The sequence below is a fragment of the Chitinophaga sp. GbtcB8 genome (assembly GCF_019091455.1).
GTDB lineage: Bacteria > Bacteroidota > Bacteroidia > Chitinophagales > Chitinophagaceae > Chitinophaga.
Genome location: NZ_JAGXJN010000002.1, coordinates 409882 through 430823, shown reverse-complemented (window position 1 = coordinate 430823; position 20942 = coordinate 409882). Strand labels below are relative to the sequence as shown.

Below are 20942 nucleotides of genomic sequence, written 5' to 3'. Positions count from 1 at the left end.
AATTATTTGCATAGGGCCTCATTGATTTTTACTAGCGAACCTCTTTATGGGCGTCCGCCTTCCGTGGGCTAATATAGTCCGTAATCTTCTCTAATATTCTACTAGTGGGGAACACCAACTCAGCTGCATTAAGTCTACTCAGAAAGACCGATCCCAGGAATAAGGGAATATATAATCGTACCTCCCAAAGGATGGTAAAAAAAACAACGAAAATACTGTACGGCAAGCTAACAATATGATACAGTATAATTAACCGTTTATTCTCTGCGGTTAAAGACATGGAAAAAGATAAATAAAAGAACAGGGCCCAAAAAAGAAGTCCCATATTATTCTCAATCCTGGTATAGTCTCCTGCTCCCCCGCTGAACATTCTTTCCTCACCAGAAGGTTCTTTAATAAAAATTGCAAGAGCAAGGAAGGTCACCAAAAAGCTTAACGAAATAAAGGTGATCGCGTATAACGATTTTTCTGAAACCCCCATTTTACAAATAATTAAAACAATAAGAAGTGATACTGTTAAAGCAGACGACTCTCTGTTCAGGGTAAAAACAATCACCAGTAAGCAAAGGATTATTAATGAAAAATGATAATTCTGGTGAAAATATTTAAGAAAAACATATATAATGAGTAACTCCAGAAAATAACTAGATATATCGTAGGGGTAGATGGCAAACTGTGATACATTTATTAGTATAGGTACAAAAAAGATGAGGATATTCCTTTCAGAGCTAGTGAACGAGAAATCTCGGTGGTAAAACAATAACACCAACATAATGGAGGTCAATGCAAGAAAAAAAGTATTCAGGTAAAAAAAAGACCGGTAAAAATTATTTGAACCCTTGGGGTCCATAAATAATACCTGCCTGTTAGCCTTGGGATCAGGATAATGGGCGTCCATAAACCGGTTTAATCTTATCAGCAATTCTTTGCTTAAGATCCGGTACTTAAATACACCTCTGTCAAATGCATGTGTAAAGGTTGCTTCTGAATAATATCCCGAGTTGTAATTGGAGGTAAATCCGAAATAAACAATATAACTGCTTAAAAAAGATATAAGCACAGCCACTATTATTGAAAAGATGATCTGGTAGCGCATTTTAAAACTTTTAATATTTACAGATACTGATTACTTCCTTCATTTTTTGTATGGTCCGTACATACACATCTTCCATTAACAGGTGAGAGAACTCTCCATTACGCCCAATACTGTAAAGCCCTTTCACTCCGCTGGTTTTTATAAACTGCCGTCGTAAAGGCTCATATTGTTTATAATAAATGGGGTAAGCAAATTTTACTCTCAGCACTTTATAGCCAAGCAAACATTTACGGATGCCTGGAATAATTTCAGATAGCTGGATTAATACAGCATTATACCAATCTTCGTCTGGCAGGTCCCAGCTGTTATCCCCCGGTTTGCATCCGATGTCAGCCGTTATAACAGACTTTCCAGGTGGGCTCACCCAGGGCATGGAATAAGAAGGCTCTGTTAGGCGAAAAAAAGAGTATCTATCTTCTGGCGTCCATAATGTGGCATCAGGTAATATCCGCTTTCCTTCACACATAATGGTAACACATATCATTCCGCTATATTGAAAATGGTAAAGGTAACTAAGGTCGTTGGCACCATCGATCAACTGGGAGAGAATATTCACGGGAGCAGTACTGATCACTACAGATGTAGGGATGATGTTTTCATTAACCTCTACTCCTTTCACGCCGTCACTTCCAACAATAATACGGCTTACGTCCGCATTTAACTGTATATGATCATTCACTTCTGCTGCAAGCCGTTCACTCAGCATTTTTATGCCTTCATTAGGGTACACATGCCATACGTTCCAGCTTTCCGGTAGTTCCCGACAATAACCAATGGCAATGGCCTTACCGGTAAATAGTCCTCCTAATTTTAAATAGATGGTCCGGAAAATACCGGGCAATTTATCCCCCACATCAGCGGCCAGGGTATGGGCAGGGCTGCCAGTCAGGCCTTCTATTAAAGGAATAGCCACCTCAGTCGCAAAAGCCTTTCCATATTCCTGGATAAATCTCTCCTGCAGGTTCTCATGCCTGCGGAGCAAAGGAAAGCGCAATCGGCTTCTTAGTGCGTCTATCAGGTATTTTTTATTCCCTAAAAGGCCAAAGGGGTAACTCCGGAGTCGGCCATTCAGCCAAATGCTTTCCCCAAAATAGAGCACGTCCCTGCATTGATCTGTTATACCCAGTTTCCTTGCAAGCCGGTTAGTAATAATATGTGTTCCCAAATCATATTTGAATCCCTGCTCATCAGTAAAGGTTTGCGCAAGCCCTCCAATATTTTTTCCTCCTTCAAATAGAACAAATGGGATCTTATTCCGCTTTAGCTCTTTAGCAGCCACCAGGCCGGCAAAACCTCCTCCTATGATCACTACGGGATCTGTTGTTAATGCTCCAGCTGTTTTAGGCATATTTATAATACTTAAATGGCTGTACTGGAAAATAAGTTCTTAATATAACTCAGCACTATCCGCGCCAGTCCGCGGGAAAGCACTTCATCTAATGCATTTATAAATGTGTTAACTTCATCTGCAGTTATAATAAGTGGGGGCTCAATGCGGATAACATTCCTGTTATATTCAGTAAAACCCACAAGTATCTGGTGATCCCGAAGCAAAATGCTCCCTACAAAACCACACAAGCTTCCTTTTAATTTTTCATCCAATGTGGAAATGATCTTCTCCAGATGTAAAGGCATAGCATGGCTGAAATCATGAAATTCAATGCCTACCATTAAACCAATCCCTCTTATTTCTTTTATAATGGTTGCATGTTTTCTTTGTAACGCATTTAGAAGTTCCAGCAGCAGTGTACCCATTTTTTCACTGTTTTCTATCAATCCTTCATCATATAAGATATTGAGCGTTTCAATAGCCGTACAGCAGGCTTCGCCCATTCCGGAAAAGGTTGCAGGCCCATGTATCAGTGCCAGTTTAGGAGTTCCATATGCGGTCATATGCAGAGGTCTCCTGGATATGGTTGCACTAATAGCGGTTTTACCGCCACCTAAAGACTTCGCCAACGTAACAATATCAGGTACAGTATTATTATGCTCAAATGCAAAAAATTGCCCGGTTCTTCCCACTCCGCACTGTACTTCGTCCGCTATCCAGATCACATTATATTTAGTGCATAAGTACCGCACTTTGTGCCAATATTCCGCAGGTGCAGTAATAATTCCGGCGCCCCCCTGTATGGTTTCCAGTATCAGGATACCAACAGACGGATCACTGTTAAATAACTGTTCAAGCACCACTATATCACCAAAGGGTACTTTAACCGTATTTTTCAACAACTGAAAAGAAGATGCATAGAATGCAGAATCTGTAACCGACAATGCGCCTCGCGATTTTCCGTGAAAAGAAGATCCGGCATATGCGATCGTTGATCTGGAAGGTCCCTGTACTTTTTCCGCCAGTTTAAGGGCCGCTTCAACAGCCTCTGATCCACTGGTGCCAAAAAATACCATATCCAGGTTCTCAGGTGCAATAGCCGACAGATTTTTCGCAAGCACTGAGGCATACTGCGAAATAAACGCCATAGCAATCTCATGCCGCTTCTCTTTCTGAAACTGGCTGCGGACAGCCAAAATACGGGAGTGATTGTGACCAAGCGCCAGGGCGCCAAAACAACCAAAAAGATCCATGATTTTATGACCGAAACGGTCATAATAATACATTCCCTCTGCATGATCTATCAGTATTTTATGAAAACCAAGCAATTTCATATAATGATACTGTGCTGGGTTTATGTGGGTACAGAACAGCCGGGCATTTGCTTGCTGTGTCAGATGTTTGGCATCTTCTACTGCAAGTAGTTTAGGTTTAAGCATAAGGGAAGCTTAATGATGATTGCGTGCAGAATATAATAGGTATGCAATAGGGCTTATCCGCGCTTACTTTGCAGGCTATAGGTTGTGGTGATATTTATACAATTTACACTGCTAAGTTCGTTCAAATCGCTGGCTCAAAGGTGTCCATTCCGGTCAATCCCCGTAGAAAATAGGCTCAGCTCCGCTCCACCAACTTCTATAAAAAAATTGATTTTGGTCAATCTCATCATATCAATATCTTACTTAAATTGCAACCTTCAAATCAACCATAACCTTAAAAACAATGAAGAACCTTACACCAGAACAGGAAACAATCAAAGAAGCAGTCCTGGGCGATATTCTCCAGGCGCTCTTACAGCAAAACGCGTTAACACCATTCTTACTCCGAAGCCGCCAGATCGTAAGTATCTTCCGCGTCTCTCCCCAGCACTTATGCTGGATGCGCGAAAACGGTATAGTACCTGTCGTAAAAGAAGGCCGCAGTTTTCTTTACAATCCAATGGACGTTTTCGGAATATTAGCTGATCAAACCCTCAATTAATCGCAAAAACAAAATGAATTTTATTACGCATGTTAATAGTTTCTTTATGCACCAGCATAAGGAACAGCAGCTTACTGCTACCCATATCAGCCTGTATATGGCCCTGTTTCAGTATTGGAACTATCATCGCTTCCCGCCAACCTTTACATTGTACCGTAATTCGCTCATGCGCTTAAGCGGCATTGGCTCCAGAAGCACCTACCTCAAATGTCTCAAAGAATTGCACAATCAAGGCTACTTACAGTACCACCCGGCTAAAAATACCAACCGCCCCAGTGTAAGCATGTTCACATTAGATGTTATCACAGCAAAGGAAAAAACAGAGCAGGGCCCGGTAAAAAGTGGGCCCGGTCCCGGCGCAGATATGGACATCCTCCAGCTCAAAATTGGTTCCCTCCCCGGCCCGGATGTGGATCCCTTTAATAAAACAGTATCAAACAGGGTAAACAGGGAGAGTCAAACCCTCCCGCCCGCACAGGAACAGGTACTCCTTTATTTTCAGCAGGTCAGTTATCCGGAACAGGAAGCCTTTAAATTCTTTGCGCATTACCAGGCCAATGGCTGGATGCTGGGCGGTAGAACGCCCATTGTAAATTGGCAGGCAGCCGCAGATAAATGGATGAGGAATGAAAACAAAATAAAAAACAACAACCATGCAAACAACAGCCACACCCCGCAAAACAAAGACTATGACAAACCCTTCTGAGTACTGGCAGCCATTGCAAACCGTCATAAAAAAAGGTAAAGAAATGTATGGCTCCGCTTTTAACATCACAGAAGATGACCAGCCCACAGTGTTGAAACTCTTATACTGGTTCCTGGAAGATAAACAACAGGCTGCAGCACATAACATCTGCCTGCAAAAAGGCCTTCTTCTATGCGGCCCCATAGGCTGCGGTAAAACAGCCCTTATGCAGGTGATGCGCAGTTTATGTCGTCCTGAATGGCGGTTCCTGGTCATCCCCTGCCACCGCCTGGCGCTCGATTTTGCGCTCGAAGGTCATGCTGTGGTAGAGCGTTACACCACCCAGCCAGTTAATAGTAAGTCTAAGCCGCTTACAATTTGTTTTGACGACCTGGGTTTTGAGCCCAACACAGCTCATTATGGTAACAACTGCAACATCATGTCGCAAATCCTGCCCCTGCGGTATGAGCTGTTTCTTGAATGTGGTACACTCACCCATCTCACCACTAATCTCAATGCACTGGAAATAGAAGAACGTTATGGTAACCGTATCCGCAGCCGCATGCGCCAGATGTTTAACATCATCGCCTTTCCAAAAAACAGTACAGACAAGCGTAAATAAGTGTGCCACACCTTCCCGGTGTGGCACACATCCCCTTCGCTCTGATCAATTGCTATCACGCAGCTTTCGCATTCCCCGCAGCAGGTGGTGGCGCTGCCGGCACATCCACCTGCACAATGGCAAGTGCGTTATGCCGCCCGCTGTTCAGCGGGTAAAACTTGCCGTTCACCTGCTGGTAATAACGCACACCCAGCGCCAGGAACAATGGCAGTGTACTGTTGGCTGTCACCGCATTGTTCAGGCTAATAGCAGCCTCCAGCTGATCGCCGTACACCAGCTCCGCCGTAGCGCTGTTAGCGCCAATATGCACGCTGTTGTCAAAATCGATCTCAGCACCAGCGCTTACCACGCTGAAATGCGTGGCGCCTGCAGGGGCCTTCAGCATGCTTTTGGGCACAAACGGCGTAATGTCCACCTTAAGCGTTCCGGCCGCACGGTCCACGGTGGCAGTATACGGCGCAAAGAATACAGTGGTCAGTTTGGCATCGCCGTTAAAGTCAAAACCGCGTATCAGCAAAAGGTTGCCGTCCGTTACGGTACGTTGTCCGCGGTCGTTCAAAGGGTCAGCTTTGATCACCTTCGACATTCCCTTAGCCAGCCTGCTGGTAAGTTTACCATCACTGGCATTGTTAGCCAGTATGCGCAGGGAATCAGTCAGCAGTTTGCCGGCCCGGCCGGCCCTTTCAAATTCAGCCATGTTTTCCCGGGTGCGTTCAAAAGCAGGGTCAGTGGCAATACGTTTACTCATGTTACTGGGCATAAAAATTGGTTTTAAAGTTTATTGAAGTACAGCGTGTTCAGGCACACACCGTTTAAGCCCTGATCGCACAAAACAAGCCACCAGTATTAATTACAGCGCTGTGATAGGAGCTTTGTTTGTTCGACAGTGCAATGATAAAACCATCCGCAGAACAGGAAAAACGAAATGAGCGTTTTTATCACTTTATATCACATTTGATCACTTTTGGCGTTTTTTATCACTTTTTATCACTTTTGGCACTTGTTATTATCCATGAAAAAAAGTATACCGCAACGGCGTTTTATTTACACTAAAGACGTGGAAAACATCACAGGCAAAAGCGCGCAAACCGCCCGCCGCCTGCTAAAGGAGATCCGTGAAAAACTGGGCAAAGGCGAAGAAGACCTGGTGACCGCAGCCGAGTTTTGCGCCTGCACCGGCATTACGGAAGAAGAACTGGCCCCTTTCCTGGAAAACTAAAGTCATGAGCAATTGGTATGAAACAGGCCGTTTATTCGGGCGTTATTCGGCTGCAACTCGTGCGCAATTCGGGTCAGCCCTTTCTCATTAAACACAATAGGAATATTTTAAACCTATTGATACTAACATGATTTTTGTATTATCAAAACAGTTATTTTCACCACCATTTTTTAAATATTTGTTAACACTATAAACCCAAACTATCCGCAACATGGAAACCGTTATTGCACAGATAGATGACATCTATTCGATTTCCAACCAGGCAAAAAAAGCCCTCAGCGAACGCTTTTTGTGCGACACCTTCTCCCCAAAAATAACCTTGTTAAAAGAAAACGAGATCTGTGAGTACGCTTACTTTGTGGTCAGCGGCCTGCTGCGCCGCTTTTACATACAGGATGATAAAGAGGTCACCTGTACCTTTATAAAGAAAAACCAATGGGCCATTTCCCCGTACAGTTTTTATCATCAGGAACCCGGCCATGATTATATCGAAACCATCACAGAAACACAGGTGGTGTATATCAGCTTCCAGGATGTACAGGAGCTGTGTGCCAGCTTTCCGGAGCTGTATATCGTCGATAACCACTACCTCCGTAGCATGATCATACAAACCATTACACATAGCCGCCTCCTGCGCCTGAAAGCAAAAGATCGCCTGGCTCTTTTTATGAAAGCCCATGCTGATCTGTTCAGCATCGCGCCTCAAAAACATATCGCCTCCTTCCTGGGGCTGGCGGAGGAAACATTAAGCAGGAGAAGAGGAAAATAAGAACAGCTTGGTGTGATTTTCACACGATCATTCCCCAATTAAAATAATGTAGTTTTTAAATAGAAAAATGGAACCCTGCAGAAACAGCAATCTCTACCTTTACACGGAAAATTGATCTTTAAAAAATCAACCATTCTGCGTATGAGTTCCACTATCTCCAAACAGGAAGTCCCCTCTATACCTCCGAAAATCGGGCAGCGGTTTAAGCTCACAGTTTATTGTGTGGCAATAGTTGGCGGCCTGTTATTCGGGTATAATACAGGTATTATTGCAGGCGCCATTCCTTACATCAGCGCTTATTTTAACCTGGAGGGCTGGGCGCTCGGTTGGGCCGTGGGTTGCATGTTAATTGGCTGCGCAGTAGGCTCCTTAATCGCCGGTGTACTGGCCGATAAATTTGGACGGAGTAAAATATTGATCGCATGCGCCGTCTTTTTTGTAGTTACAGGTTTAGCTGCCATTGTATCTCAGCAGCTGTATGCATTTACGTGGTCTCGTATCATTGGTGGGTTGGGGGTAGGAGCAATCGCATTATTATCTCCTTTGTATCTTTCTGAATTAGCGCCACCCTCCTTAAAAGGCACCCTCATAGCCAGTTACCAGTCAGCTATTATAACCGGTATTTTACTGGCCTATTTTTCCTGTAGCTCCTTATATGGCACCGGGCCAAATAACTGGAGCTGGATGCTGGCTTCACAGCTCGCCTTCCCGGTATTGTTTGGGCTCCTGGTATACAGGCTGCCGGAAATGCCTTATGATGCAGTAAAGGGTATCGTGGTATCAACGAAGCATGATGGAAAAGTTTTTTTTAAAATGGAGCCCATTCCTTTTAAAGACCTTTTTTCCCCGCCTTACAGCCAGCTGTTGTTTATCGGTATCCTGGTAGCAGTATGCCAGCAGGTTACAGGCATTAATGTGGTCCTGTATTATGCCCCGCTGATCTTTAAGGAATTGGGCGCCGATGCAGCGGTAGCATTCCGGCAAACCATCTTTATAGGAGTAATAACACTGGCAGCAGCCGTTGTAATAATCTTTGTGGCTGATAAAATGAACAGAAAAAATGTTATGTTATGCGGCATTTCGCTCATGGGCGGTCTGTTAGCCATACTGGCAGTTTGTTTCCGGAATGGATATGTCTTTGGTAGTTTCTTATTCCTGCTTTTGTATGTGGCGGCCTTTAGCTGCACCCTGGGTACGGTTACCTGGTTATACCTCACGGAGATCTTTCCCGGTATCATCCGCGGGAGGGCCATGTCCATAGCTATTCTTGCCTTATGGCTGGCAGATTTTGCCGTTAGCGCCAGCTTTCCTGCAATGAACAAATACATGGGCATGCCCGTTACGCTGCTCTGTTATCTCACTATATGTATAATTTTTACACTGCTCATATACATTAAAGTACAGGAAACAAAAGATCATTCAGCAGGGGGAACATCAAAGCCCGTTTAAGGCAGCTCTCATTCATTTATCCGCAAACAGCTTACGGTACTGTAGTGGCGTAAGCTGTTTTATTTTCCTGAACTGCTTGTGAAAGTTAGCCATGGTATTATACCCGCTTTCATAACAAATATCCAGCACCGTTTTTTGTGTTTCCCGCAGCAGGTTACAGGCATACCCGATGCGTACCTCGTTCAGGAAATCAATATACGTTTTCTTGGTGCAGCGTTTAAAGTAATTACAGAACGCAGGTACGCTCATACACGCCACGTGCGCCGCCTGTGAAACGGTAATAGGGTCGCGGAAAGTATCAATGGTAAATTGAAAAACCCGGTCCAGTTTATCCCGGTCTTTATGTTGAAAAGAGTTAACAGTTTGGGTAGATACCGTAACATAGTCAGGTTGTGTAGCCATAATTTCCAGGCATTCCCCCAGCAGCAGGATCCGTTTAAACCCGCTGGTATATTCCAGCGCTTTTACCAGCGGCGCCAGCTTTTCTTTAACAGGTGTTTGCATTTTTAGCCCCTGGAACGATTTGTCCAGTAGTTGCCGTATGTATTTACTCTCCGGTAATTGTAAAAAGTATTCACCCCAGAAGTCCTCTTTAAACTGCACCACCACTGCACTGGTCACCATATCAGGCTCCCATTTCTGAAAAGTATGCGGCAGGTTCGATCCCAGGAAATAAATATCACCGGTTTCAAACATCTCTACTTGATTCCCCACAAAACTCTGCCCTGCCCCCTCCGTGAACAGGATCAGCTCATACTCAATATGCTGATGCCACCCCACCTCAAAATGAGGCGTGCGGAATGTTTTCGCCACAAACGACGTGCTTTCATCCAGGGGCAATTTTTGTAACGCGGGACGCATGAGACAATGTGTAGATCTATACCGTTTTTAGCAATTTAGCAAAATTTAGCATACCCCATCAATTAAAATAATTTAGTTTTTGAATAGGAAAATGGAATACCTCCCCTCCGCAATCGCTTACTTTCGTAAAAGAAAATGTATGTTGGTAGTACATTTCTATGTTAAGTACGTATTAGCATATTAGTACATTAGCACATTCCACAGTATGAATACAGTCTCCACATTACCGCCGGTAGCCCCGGTAGTTAATCCTTCAACCCCGGTAAATAATAGCTTCATCATTACCGTAAGCAGCGTTGCCGCATTAGGTGGCCTCCTCTTCGGCTACGATACCGCTATTATCTCCGGCGCCATCCCTTACATCACCGCTTATTTTAAGCTGGATGAATATACCCTGGGCTGGGCCGTCAGCGTTATCCTGGTGGGCTGCGCCATAGGCGCACTAGCCGCAGGCGCGTTAGCAGATAAATACGGCCGCCGCACAGTATTAATTACCTGTGCTATCCTGTTTGCTATTTCCGGCATCGGTGCAGGTCTGTCCCATCAGTTATATCTACTCATACTCTCGCGCCTCATAGGCGGTTTAGGCGTAGGCGCTGCCGCCATGGTATCGCCCATGTACATTGCCGAAATAGCCCCAGCAGCCTGGCGTGGCAGGCTGGTAGCCTGTTACCAGCTGGCCATTGTGTTCGGCATCCTGCTCGCCTACTTCTCTAACTATTTATTAGATGCTACCGGTCCTGATAACTGGCGCTGGATGTTTGCCTCACAGGCCGCCCCCTCCCTCCTGTTCTTGTTCTTATTATTAGCTGTACCGGAAACCCCGCGCTGGCTCATGAAACAGGGCCGTAAAAAAGAAGCCATCGACATACTTAACAAAACATCCGGCAGCGCTGCAGCAATTACCGAAATAGCCGCCATTGAAAATAGCTTTCAGCAGGAAACACATGCCCCGCTCAAACTTATTTTTACAAAAACCTACCGCCCGGTATTATTCATCGGCATCCTGGTAGCCGTATTCCAGCAGGTTACCGGCATCAATGCCATCCTGTATTATGCCCCGGTGATCTTTAAAGAAATGGGCATGGATACTTCTTCCTCCATGTTACAGACCATTGGCATCGGTGTGGTAAATGTTATCTCTACCTTCATTGCCATTGGCCTGGTAGATAAAGTAGGCCGCAAAAAGTTCCTGCTGGCCGGCAGCTGTATCATGGGTATTTCACTCATCGTGGTAGCTACCTGTTTCCAGTATAAATACTTCCACAACTACATCGTACTCATTGGTATGCTGGCCTATGTAGGCGCTTTCGGCTGCACCCTGGGCGCCGTTACCTGGGTGTATCTCTCCGAGATCTTTCCCAACCGCATCCGCGGTCTCGCCATGTCCATAGCTACCTTAGCGTTATGGCTGGCGGATTTTATCATTGCCGGCAGTTTCCCCGTTATGACCAAACACCTTGGCACGCCCCTCACCCTTTTCTGTTATGCTGTTTTATGTGCAATTGCATTTTTCTATATGCTCTTAAAAGTGAAAGAAACCAAGGGTCGCTCCCTTGAGGAAATAGAGCACCTGTTTATTAAACCTTTCTAAAACTTCAAAACATGATCACTCCCGAAAATATCAAACAGTACCAGGACCAGGGTTACCTGGTCATACCAAACCTATTGTCACAAACAGACATTGCCAACCTGAAAAAAGAAACCGCCGCCATCTTCCGCGGACACCGCGGACATATAGATGGTATGGTAGACGTAGATGATAACGAACCCGATGAAGACGTGCTCAAAAAATATGTGGCCATCCACTTCCCGCACAAGATCTCAAAGGTCATCCACAACTCATTGTTTAACCGCAACATCGTGGAGATCCTTACAAAGATCGTGAGCCCCAACATGAAATGCATGCAGTCCATGCTCTTTGTAAAATCTCCCGGGAAAGCCGGCCAGTCCTGGCACCAGGATGAATACTACATCCCTACCCGCGATAGGTCCCTCGTCGGCGTATGGATCGCCATCGACGATGCCTCCGTGGAAAACGGTTGCCTCTGGATCATTCCCGGCCGCCCCGGTTATATTATGCCCCGCGTAAAGAACAGCTCACCGGAATATGCCGATGTAGATACCATAGATGTATCCCAATACGAAAAGAACAAGATCCCGGTAGAAGTAAAAGCCGGCTCCGTAGTGTTCTTCAACGGTTACACCCTGCACTGCTCTTTGCGCAACAAAACAAAAGATCACTTCCGCACCGCATTGGTCAATCACTACATGAGCGCGGAATCCATGCTGCCCTGGGATCAGGACGGCCACCTGCCACCCACAGAAGACCTCCGTGATATTGTGCTGGTAGCCGGCCACGATCCCTATGCTCATAAAGGCACCGTAGATGCCAACAAACCCTACCTCCGCCCCGAAGTACTTAAAATCAAAACTGAATTATAATGGCTTTGCAAGTACTTTTCTTTTGCCCCCGCTGGGGAAGCGAACATATGCCCTGGGAAGATTTTTGCCACAACGTAAAACAGGAAGGTTACGATGGTATTGAATATGCTATTGCATCCGATACCTCTCCTAAAGAGCTGGATAACGCCTGGAACGCTGCAGTTAAAAACAGCCTGGTCATTCTTCCCCAGCATTTTGATACCTACACCGCCAATTTTACGGAGCATTATGATCTTTATTGTAACTGGCTGTTAAGGATCAGGGCTTACCAACCGTTTAAAGTGAATTCTCAAACCGGCAAAGACTTCTTCAGCTTTGAACAGAACAAAGTGCTCATTGAAGCCGCTGCCGCCAGCGGTTTGCAGGTGCTGCACGAAACGCACCGCAATAAGTTCTCCTTTGCCGCCCATATCACCAAAGCCTACCTGGAAAAGATCCCGGATCTGCGGCTCACACTGGATGCCTCCCATTGGGTAAATGTAGCAGAGTCTTTCCTGGATGATCAGCCCTCCGCCATGCAGCTGGCCATTGAAAGAACAGAGCACATCCACGCCCGTGTAGGTTACCCGGAAGGCCCCCAGGTACCCGATCCCCGCGCCCCGGAATGGCAGGAGGCGCTGAACAAACACCTCTCCTGGTGGGATCAGGTAGTGCAGCTTAAAGAACAGCAGTCGCCCAACGCTCAGCTTACCATTAGCCCGGAGTTTGGTCCCTTCCCTTACATGGTGCACAATCCCGTTACCGGCCAGCCCATAGCCAACCAATGGGAGGTGAACAGTTACATCATGCACTTATTAAAGAACAGATACAACTACAAAAATGAAGTGTCTTTTAAAGCCAGTATGGCTCCTCCTGCTATGTAATATAGCGGTCCACGTTATGGCACAACCCCTTGCCATTAAAAATGATAAACACATCCCTGTACCTGCCTATAAGAACGCCAGCCTGCCAACTGCCAAACGGGTAGCCGACCTGCTTCCTCGTATGACGCTGGAGGAAAAAATAGCCCAGGTACGCAGCATGCACTTTGGCCGCCCCATTATAGACAATGCCATGCAGGCCAATGCCTTTAAAATGGATTCCATGTTCCGTTACGGCATCGGCATGATGAACCCCGATTTTAAGGCCACTGCAGCAAACACCATCCACCGCCGCAATGCGCTGCAACAATGGCTGCGTAAAAATACCCGTTTAGGCATCCCCGTTATTTTCCTGGACGAAGCCCACCATGGCCTCCTGGCCCCCGGTGCTGATGCCTTTCCGCATAGCATAGGTTTTGCCTGCTCCTGGGATACCGCCTTAGTACAACGGGTATATGATTATGTTAGCCGTGAATGCCGCTCCAAAGGCACGGATGTGGTCCTGGCTCCCATCGTAGACGTTTGCCGCGATCCCCGCTGGGGCCGCACCGGCGAAACCTTTGGCGAAGATCCTTACCTCTGTGGTGTATTAGGCAGTGCTGTGGTACGCGGTTTCCAGGGCAGCAGTAATGGTAAGGTTACGCAGGATCATGTAGGCGCCTGTCTCAAAACATTCACCGGTCATGGCGGTTCAGAAGGCGCCAATAACCAGGGCCCCACCAATGTCTCCATCCGCGATCTGCGGGAGATTCACATGGAATCCTTCCGCCTGGCCATCAACCGCTCCAAACCTACATCCATAATGGCCTCCTATTGTGAGGTAGATGATATTCCCTCCCATGCCAATAAATGGCTGTTAACAGACGTACTCCGCAAAGAATGGAAGTTCAACGGCGTGGTGGTTTCCGACTGGTTCGCCATCGATCAGCTTTGGCAAAAACACCTCATTGCTGCAGATACCAAATCAGCCGCCCTCACCGCCTTTAACGCCGGCGTAACAATAGATCTTCCTTACGGCAAGAACTACACTTTCCTGGAACCCCTCATCAAAGAAAAGAAGCTGCCCATGAAAGAGCTGGATAGCGCCGTAGCTTACATCCTCCGCCTGAAATTCGATTTAGGCTTATTTGAACAGGATACCGCTTCGCTTGAAAAAGCACAGCAGCTCATGGCCTCCAACGAAGGCACACCACTGGCCCTGGAAGCCGCAGAAAAGTCCATGGTACTATTAAAGAACGATAACAACTTCCTCCCCATCAAAAAAGACCAGTACAAAAAGATCGCCGTCATAGGTCCCTGTGCCGCAGTAAACTATTTAGGTGATTACTCCGGTATTCCACGTCACAATGTATCCCTGTTAGATGGTTTAAAGAACAAAGCCGATGGTCAGTATGAAGTCCTCTACGCCCAGGGCGTCAAGCTCACCACCAACGGCGATACCATCAGCCACAACAACTATCAGTACATTGATACCGCACACTGGCCCTCCAAAGAAGAAAACCTGCGTCTCATAAACGAAGCAGTACAAGTCGCCAAACAATCAGACTTCATCATCATCGCCATCGGCGAAAACGAACAGCTGGGCCGCGAAGCATGGGCCAACCACCCCGGCGACCAAACAGATCTCAACCTCCAATCCCAGCAGGAGGAGCTGGTAAAAGCCATCATGGCCACCGGCAAACCCACCATGGTATACCTGGCCCATGGTCGCCCTTTATCTATCAACTGGATTGCTGAAAACGTGCCCGCCATCGTAGACGGCTGGTTCACCGGCGAAGAAGCCGGCAACGCTTTCGCCAACATCCTCTTCGGCGATGTAAACCCTTCCGGCAAGCTCGCCATCAGTTATCCCCGCTCCGCCGGCCAGGTACCCATCTATTACAACCACAAGCCCAGCGCGCAGTTCTTCCCCTACCTAACGGAACAAAACACGCCGCTCTACCCCTTCGGTTACGGCCGCAGTTATACCACCTACAGCTACGCAGCCCCGCAGGTATCTGATTCAACAATGAAAAAGAACGGCGCTGTTACCATCACCGTAAACGTAACCAACAGGGGCACCCGTAAAGGAGATGAAATAGTGCAATTATACATTCACCAGAAAGTAGCTTCCGTAACAAGGCCTGTAAAGGAGCTCAAAGACTTCGCCCGCATTCCCCTGGAGCCCGGTGAAACAAAAACGGTTTCTTTTAAATTAGATCGCACCAAACTTGCTTACTGGAACAAAGACATGAAGTACGGTGTAGAACCCGGCACTGTGGAAATCTTCACAGGCCCTAACAGCACCGACGTACAAAAGATAGACCTCGCTGTAGAATAATTATCAACCTTACTTTAGTTGTGTTTTCATTCAGTCTGGCCGGTACAATCTAAAAAGTGTACCGGCATTTTTTAAACACTTTTTCACAATTCACTCGCTCCAATCTTATTAATTATTAATTCTTAATTGTTAATTAACTTGTTTTTGAATATATTTGTTAACGTCTGATTACCACAACCAGCGCATTCGAGAGATAAAATAACCAAGAGTATTTATAAGTTTAATCCTGTACCAAATATGAAATAATCATTCCAGGTTCCCGCTACACTATAAGGTAGCAATGTAAGATTCCCATTGTTTAAGGCGACAATATAATTCCTATTATGAAAGTTCTCCATACAGCCGATTGGCATATTGGCCAATTGTTTCATGGACATGACCGCACTTATGAACACCAGCAGTTCCTCTATTGGTTAGTACAAACAATAAAGGATGAACAGGTCGGGGTTTTGTTAATTAGCGGAGATGTATTTGATCAGTCCAATCCATCAGCAGCAGCGGTAAAAATGTTTTACCGCTTCCTGAACCAGGCCACTAAAGCCAATCCTCACCTGCAAATAATCGTTACCGCCGGCAATCACGATTCCGCCCCGCGGTTGGAATCTCCTAAACCGCTGCTGGAATCGTCCAACATTCACATTATCGGTTTAATAGAAAAAGATGAAGCAGGCAATATCGATTATGAAAAGCTGATCATCCCTTTAAAAGATCAAACAGGCGCCACTAAGGCCTGGTGTTTGGCCATCCCCTTCCTCCGTATTGGAGACTATCCCGTTATTCCCAACGCTGATAATCCCTATGCAGAAGGCATTGCCGCTTTATACCAGCAAGTTTACCAACATGCTCTTGCCAAAAAGCAAAATGGCCAGGCCATCATTTGCATGGGGCACCTGCATACACAGCAAGCGGAGATAACAGATCTGGACACTACAGAAAGGCTCATCATGGGTGGTGTAGAACATATCTCCCCGGCATCCTTTCATGAAGATATTAATTACGTAGCGCTGGGGCATATCCATAAAGCGCAGCGCATTGGCGGCAAAGAACATATCCGGTACTGCGGCAGCCCGCTGCCCATGTCCTTTTCCGAACTGCATTACAAACACCAGGTCCTGGTTTTTACGCTGAACGAAAAAGGGATCAGTAGCCCGCAGCCCATCGAAGTTCCTTTGGCCATCCCGCTACTGCGTGTACCGTCAACCCATAGCTCCTTACCAGACGTATTATTAGCCTTACAGCAATTACCCGATACCAATGGTGATCCCGGCTTCCCCCCTTACCTGCAGGTGTGCGTGTTGCTCGATGGCCCGGAACCTTCTCTCCGGCATCAGGTAGAAAAGGCGTCGGCAGGCAAGCATGTGCGGCTAACAAAGATCGATTCCCGTTACCGCAACGCCAGCGCCGGGGCAACACAGGAACAGCCTTTTTCACATGATAGATTAAATGAGCTGAAACCCCTGGATGTTTTTACCCGCGTATATGAATCTAAATATAACACCCCTGTTCCTGAGGCCATACAACAGTTGTTCAATCAGGTGGCGCAGGAAGTGTCTCAAATCCAGGCAACATGAAAATACTCACTATACGGGCTAATAACCTGACATCATTGGAAGGTCTTACAATAATTGATTTCACAGCTGCCCCCTTAGACACCGCCGGCATTTTTGCCATTACAGGCCCCATGGGCGCAGGCAAATCCACTATTCTCGATGCCCTCTGCTTAGCCCTGTATGCAAAAACGCCCCGTTACCTCCAGGCCAAAGAAACCGGTATTGATCTCCATGATGTACCAGGTAGCACTATTAACCAGGGCGATGTACGTGGCATCTTGCGCAATGGCACAGCAGAGGGTTATGCCGAAGCCGACTTTGTTGGTGTGGACGGCCAGCACTACCGTGCAACCTGGAGTGTTAGAAGGGCCAGGAACAAAGCCACTGGCAGCCTGCAGCCATTCGAAATTGCATTAAAAAACCTCAGCACCAACACAGACATACCCGGCAGAAAACAGGAATTGCTGGATGAAATTGAGCGCAAGGTAGGTTTGAATTTCGAGCAGTTTACCCGCTCAGTATTACTAGCCCAGGGCGATTTTGCCACCTTTCTCAAAGCAGCCAAAGACGATAAATCAGCCCTGCTGGAAAAACTTACCGGCACCACTATTTATACTGAAATCTCCAAACGCATTTTTGAACGCCATCGGGAAGAAGCACAGCAACTGCGGGATCTCAACCTGCAACGGCAGGGAATCCCCACTTTTACTGCAGAAGAGCTGGAATCATTCACACAACGGCAGGCAGTAGTAACCACTGAAATACAAGCACAGGAGCAGCAGGTAGATGCCTTGAATAAAGAGATCAGCTGGCACCAGCAGCTTACAGCCCTGCAGGCGCAATTGGCTGCAGCCGGCAAAGGGCACCAGGAAGCTGTAACAACCAGGCAAAGCGCAGTCGTTCGTGAACAAAAGCTAAAACAGGTAGAGCAGGCGCAAGCCACCCGAACCTGGGTAGATGCCCGCAAGACCACCGAAACCCAACTCACCGGCAAAGTCCGTGAAATAGAACAATTAACTGTCAATATTAACACGCTACAACACCAGAAAACAGAACAGGATCAATTGCAGCAACAGGCAGTCACGGATCTCACTGCCAAAAACCAGGCTTACAGTGATGCAACACCAATGCTGGAGCAGGCTAAAAAGCTGGACGTCCAGATCACTGAACGCACAGACTCTAAGACCCAGGCAGCCAACGAAGTAGCCCTGGCGCAAAAAAAACACCAGCAACAGCAGCAGTTATTACAGAACAAACAAACAGAAGCAACCCAGCTGCAAAGTAATATTGAACGGTCAACCCAGTGGAAAAAAGAAAACGCAGGCCATCAGCAAATTGCCGAACACCAAAGCCTCATTAGCGCCAAACTGTCTGATGCCCAACAACTGTTGGGAGCATTACAATCTCTGCACACGCAGATATCAGATACAGAAAAAGCGCTTGCCAGCCAGCAACAGGGAAAAGAAAATGCCGTTACACAATCCATCACGGTACAACAGCAGTTACAAACCGCACAACAGGCATACCAGACCGGCTCTGAAAAACTGGCAGGCATCCCAATAGCAACATTGGAACACAATAAATCCCAGGCGGATGATGCAGTGGAAAACACAATCAAGGCACAGGCACATTGGCGCTTACTCTACACAGCCCAAACAGATTTTAATAGTTTAAAACAAAAACTGGCAGACAGTGAAAAGGAATATGCAGATAAAACTAACCAGTTAAAAGAAATCAGCGGGCAGCTCGCCATGCTGCTTACTCAGCGGGAAACATCACAGCAAATGCTGAACAAAGCCCGGCTGGCAGCAGCTGAAAATGTAGTATCATTACGGAACCAGTTAATTGCAGAAGATCCCTGCCCGGTATGCGGCAGTACAGAACATCCATATGCAACACACAATACGCAACTGGATCATGTATTTAAAGAGCTCGAAGCTGCCCACCAGCAAAATGAAACCGCCTATACTGCTTGTTTCACAACCCAAAATAATACCCAGGCAGCCTGCAATGGATTAAACAAAACAATTGCAGACCTGCAAAAACAGCGTACTACAAAGGAACCTTCCTTACTGCAGCTCCAGCAAACCTGGTCTGGTTTTGCCGCCCATACGGATAGTATGGCCATACCGGACGATCAAAAAACAGCCTGGCTGCAGCAACAACAGCAGGAGAAAAAACAACAGCAGCAAAGTATCCGGCAACAGCTGCAAGCCTACAACCTGTTAAAACAGCAACTGGACACCCAACAGCAACAACTGATACAGTTAGAGAAACAGCTGGCTGCCCATAACAATACAATAAAAGATACAGAGCGCAGCTTACAATCGCTTAATGAGCAATTGGCGCAACAGCTCCGTGAGCGCGACAAAAGCAGCACAGCGCTCAGTAAAACAGAGCAACAGCTCAGCCCTTATTTTTCCGCACAGGACTGGTTCTCCGGCTGGAAAACAAATCCCCAGGCCTTCCTGGATCACATCAACACAGTTGCACAGCAATGGAAAGATAATAGCGAACAGCTCAGCTCAGGTATTCAACAACATGGCATCCTGTCTGCCACCATTAACACTATGCAGGAGCAATGCCAGGCCCTGTTAGCAGATCTGGATAAAAAGCAGCAACAGTTAACAGCCATCAACGATCAATGTCAAGGGTTGGTACAGCAGCGGCAAACCATCTTCGGAGGCGCAGCCGCAGCCAATATAGAAGCGGGATTAAAACGTGCTATAGAGGCTGCACAACAAACACTTGAAACACAAAAGGATAAAAACACAGCGCTGCAAACCTCCATTACCAAAATCCTTACGCAGCAAGAGCAAACAGGAAAAGAAATAGAGTTGTTACAACAGCAGCAAACCACCCACACCGGGAAAATACAGCAATGGCTAAGCAACTATAATACCCCGCAATCCTCAACCATGGATGAGCAGCTGTTACTACAGCTGTTGGAGCTCCCTGCCGAATGGATAGATGAGGAAAGAGCTGTTTTACGCGCTATGGATGATGCACTTACCCATGCGCAATCTATATTAAATGAAAGAACAAAACAGCTGGAACAGCACCAGCAGCAACAACGCTCTGAGCGGCAGGCCGATGAGCTCACCCAGCTTTTAAAAGACGCCAGGGCAGCTTTGCAATCAGCTGCAGAGGAAAAAACAGGAATAACACTCCGCCTGCAACAGGATACAGCTAACAGGCAGCAGATAAGCCAGCTGCTTACCACCATTGAAGCCCATGCCCAAATAGTAGACAACTGGGCAAAGCTGAACGAAGTAATTGGCGCTGCTGATGGCAAAAAATTCAGGCAAATAGCCCAGGAATACACCCTCGATGTATTGCTGGGTTATGCCAATAAACACCTCACTGCACTCAGCCGGCGGTACTTGCTCCAGCGCATACCAGGCACCTTGGGCTTGCAGGTGGCAGATCAGGATATGGGCGATGAGATCCGCACTGTTTTCTCTCTTTCCGGCGGGGAATCTTTCCTGGTATCACTGGCATTAGCATTGGGATTAGCCTCCCTGTCTTCTAACCAGATGCAGGTAGAATCCCTGTTCATTGACGAAGGCTTTGGTGCTCTGGACCCCGCCACCCTGAGCATAGCCATGGATGCCCTTGAACGCCTGCACAATCAGGGACGCAAAGTAGGCGTCATCTCTCATGTGCAGGAAATGACAGAGCGCATACCGGTACAGGTAAAGGTCAGCAAACAGGCAAGCGGAAAAAGCATAGTGGAAGTGCTCAGTATCTAAAAAA

Annotated in this window: 16 protein-coding genes; 12 read left to right on the top strand and 4 right to left on the bottom strand. The window is 46.6% G+C overall.

All coding sequences use genetic code 11. The annotated features are described in order from the left end of the window. Nucleotides 1-1106: 1106 nt before the first annotated feature. Nucleotides 1107-2444 carry an NAD(P)/FAD-dependent oxidoreductase gene (locus KVT36_RS04725; RefSeq protein ID WP_217602349.1) on the bottom strand — a complete coding sequence of 446 codons (1338 nt, stop codon included), beginning with the start codon at nucleotides 2442-2444 and terminating at the stop codon, nucleotides 1107-1109. Nucleotides 2445-2455: 11 nt separating this feature from the next. Beyond that, nucleotides 2456-3865, bottom strand: coding sequence for an aspartate aminotransferase family protein (locus tag KVT36_RS04720; RefSeq protein WP_217602348.1), 1410 nt, complete (start codon nucleotides 3863-3865; stop codon nucleotides 2456-2458). A gap of 283 nt (nucleotides 3866-4148) precedes the next feature. On the opposite strand from KVT36_RS04720, the gene KVT36_RS04715 reads away from it, so the two are divergent. The 3 genes from KVT36_RS04715 to KVT36_RS04705 are packed head-to-tail and all read left to right on the top strand — an operon-like array spanning nucleotide 4149 to nucleotide 5713. Further along, nucleotides 4149-4406 carry a hypothetical protein gene (locus tag KVT36_RS04715; RefSeq protein ID WP_217602347.1) on the top strand — a complete coding sequence of 86 codons (258 nt, stop codon included), beginning with the start codon at nucleotides 4149-4151 and terminating at the stop codon, nucleotides 4404-4406. Nucleotides 4407-4452: 46 nt separating this feature from the next. Continuing rightward, nucleotides 4453-5112, top strand: a complete 660-nt coding sequence (locus tag KVT36_RS04710) for a hypothetical protein (RefSeq protein WP_217602346.1) — start codon at nucleotides 4453-4455, stop codon at nucleotides 5110-5112. After that, nucleotides 5096-5713 (top strand): ATP-binding protein, encoded by a 618-nt coding sequence (locus KVT36_RS04705; RefSeq protein ID WP_217602345.1) that lies wholly within the window; start codon nucleotides 5096-5098, stop codon nucleotides 5711-5713. The genes KVT36_RS04710 and KVT36_RS04705 overlap by 17 nt, the downstream gene beginning before the upstream one ends. Before the next feature lie 55 nt (nucleotides 5714-5768). Here the strand turns inward: KVT36_RS04705 and KVT36_RS04700 are convergent, their stop codons facing one another. Further along, nucleotides 5769-6473 carry a hypothetical protein gene (locus KVT36_RS04700; protein ID WP_217602344.1) on the bottom strand — a complete coding sequence of 235 codons (705 nt, stop codon included), beginning with the start codon at nucleotides 6471-6473 and terminating at the stop codon, nucleotides 5769-5771. Between the two features lie 252 nt (nucleotides 6474-6725). Here KVT36_RS04700 and KVT36_RS04695 point away from each other — a divergent pair, with 252 nt between their 5' ends. From KVT36_RS04695 to KVT36_RS04685, 3 genes are all read left to right on the top strand, one after another. Next, nucleotides 6726-6932 (top strand): hypothetical protein, encoded by a 207-nt coding sequence (locus KVT36_RS04695; RefSeq protein ID WP_217602343.1) that lies wholly within the window; start codon nucleotides 6726-6728, stop codon nucleotides 6930-6932. Between the two features lie 211 nt (nucleotides 6933-7143). Beyond that, nucleotides 7144-7701 carry a Crp/Fnr family transcriptional regulator gene (locus KVT36_RS04690; RefSeq protein ID WP_217602342.1) on the top strand — a complete coding sequence of 186 codons (558 nt, stop codon included), beginning with the start codon at nucleotides 7144-7146 and terminating at the stop codon, nucleotides 7699-7701. A gap of 141 nt (nucleotides 7702-7842) precedes the next feature. Continuing rightward, entirely contained in the window at nucleotides 7843-9150 is a 1308-nt protein-coding gene (locus KVT36_RS04685) for an MFS transporter (RefSeq protein WP_217602341.1), read from the top strand. 12 nt (nucleotides 9151-9162) lie between these two features. Here the strand turns inward: KVT36_RS04685 and KVT36_RS04680 are convergent, their stop codons facing one another. Further along, the gene (locus KVT36_RS04680; RefSeq protein WP_217602340.1) at nucleotides 9163-10011 is read right to left on the bottom strand and encodes an AraC family transcriptional regulator; all 849 of its coding nucleotides are present in this window, start codon (nucleotides 10009-10011) and stop codon (nucleotides 9163-9165) included. 205 nt (nucleotides 10012-10216) lie between these two features. Between KVT36_RS04680 and KVT36_RS04675 the strand changes: the two genes are divergently transcribed. The 6 genes from KVT36_RS04675 to KVT36_RS04650 all read left to right on the top strand — a co-directional run bounded on the left by KVT36_RS04675 (nucleotide 10217) and on the right by KVT36_RS04650 (nucleotide 20938). Beyond that, nucleotides 10217-11605, top strand: coding sequence for a sugar porter family MFS transporter (locus KVT36_RS04675; protein ID WP_217602339.1), 1389 nt, complete (start codon nucleotides 10217-10219; stop codon nucleotides 11603-11605). Between the two features lie 11 nt (nucleotides 11606-11616). Further along, nucleotides 11617-12456, top strand: a complete 840-nt coding sequence (locus KVT36_RS04670; protein WP_217602338.1) for a phytanoyl-CoA dioxygenase family protein — start codon at nucleotides 11617-11619, stop codon at nucleotides 12454-12456. After that, nucleotides 12456-13319: a sugar phosphate isomerase/epimerase gene (locus KVT36_RS04665; protein WP_254639835.1), complete on the top strand. Its 864-nt coding sequence runs from the start codon at nucleotides 12456-12458 to the stop codon at nucleotides 13317-13319. Before KVT36_RS04670 ends, KVT36_RS04665 begins: the two co-directional genes overlap by 1 nt. A gap of 16 nt (nucleotides 13320-13335) precedes the next feature. Then, a complete protein-coding gene (locus KVT36_RS04660) occupies nucleotides 13336-15636 on the top strand; it encodes a glycoside hydrolase family 3 N-terminal domain-containing protein (RefSeq protein ID WP_217602337.1) in 2301 nt (766 codons plus the stop codon). A 323-nt stretch (nucleotides 15637-15959) separates the two neighbouring features. Further along, nucleotides 15960-17207, top strand: coding sequence for an exonuclease SbcCD subunit D C-terminal domain-containing protein (locus tag KVT36_RS04655; RefSeq protein ID WP_217602336.1), 1248 nt, complete (start codon nucleotides 15960-15962; stop codon nucleotides 17205-17207). Beyond that, nucleotides 17204-20938 (top strand): AAA family ATPase, encoded by a 3735-nt coding sequence (locus KVT36_RS04650; RefSeq protein WP_217602335.1) that lies wholly within the window; start codon nucleotides 17204-17206, stop codon nucleotides 20936-20938. Before KVT36_RS04655 ends, KVT36_RS04650 begins: the two co-directional genes overlap by 4 nt. Nucleotides 20939-20942 lie beyond the last annotated feature (4 nt).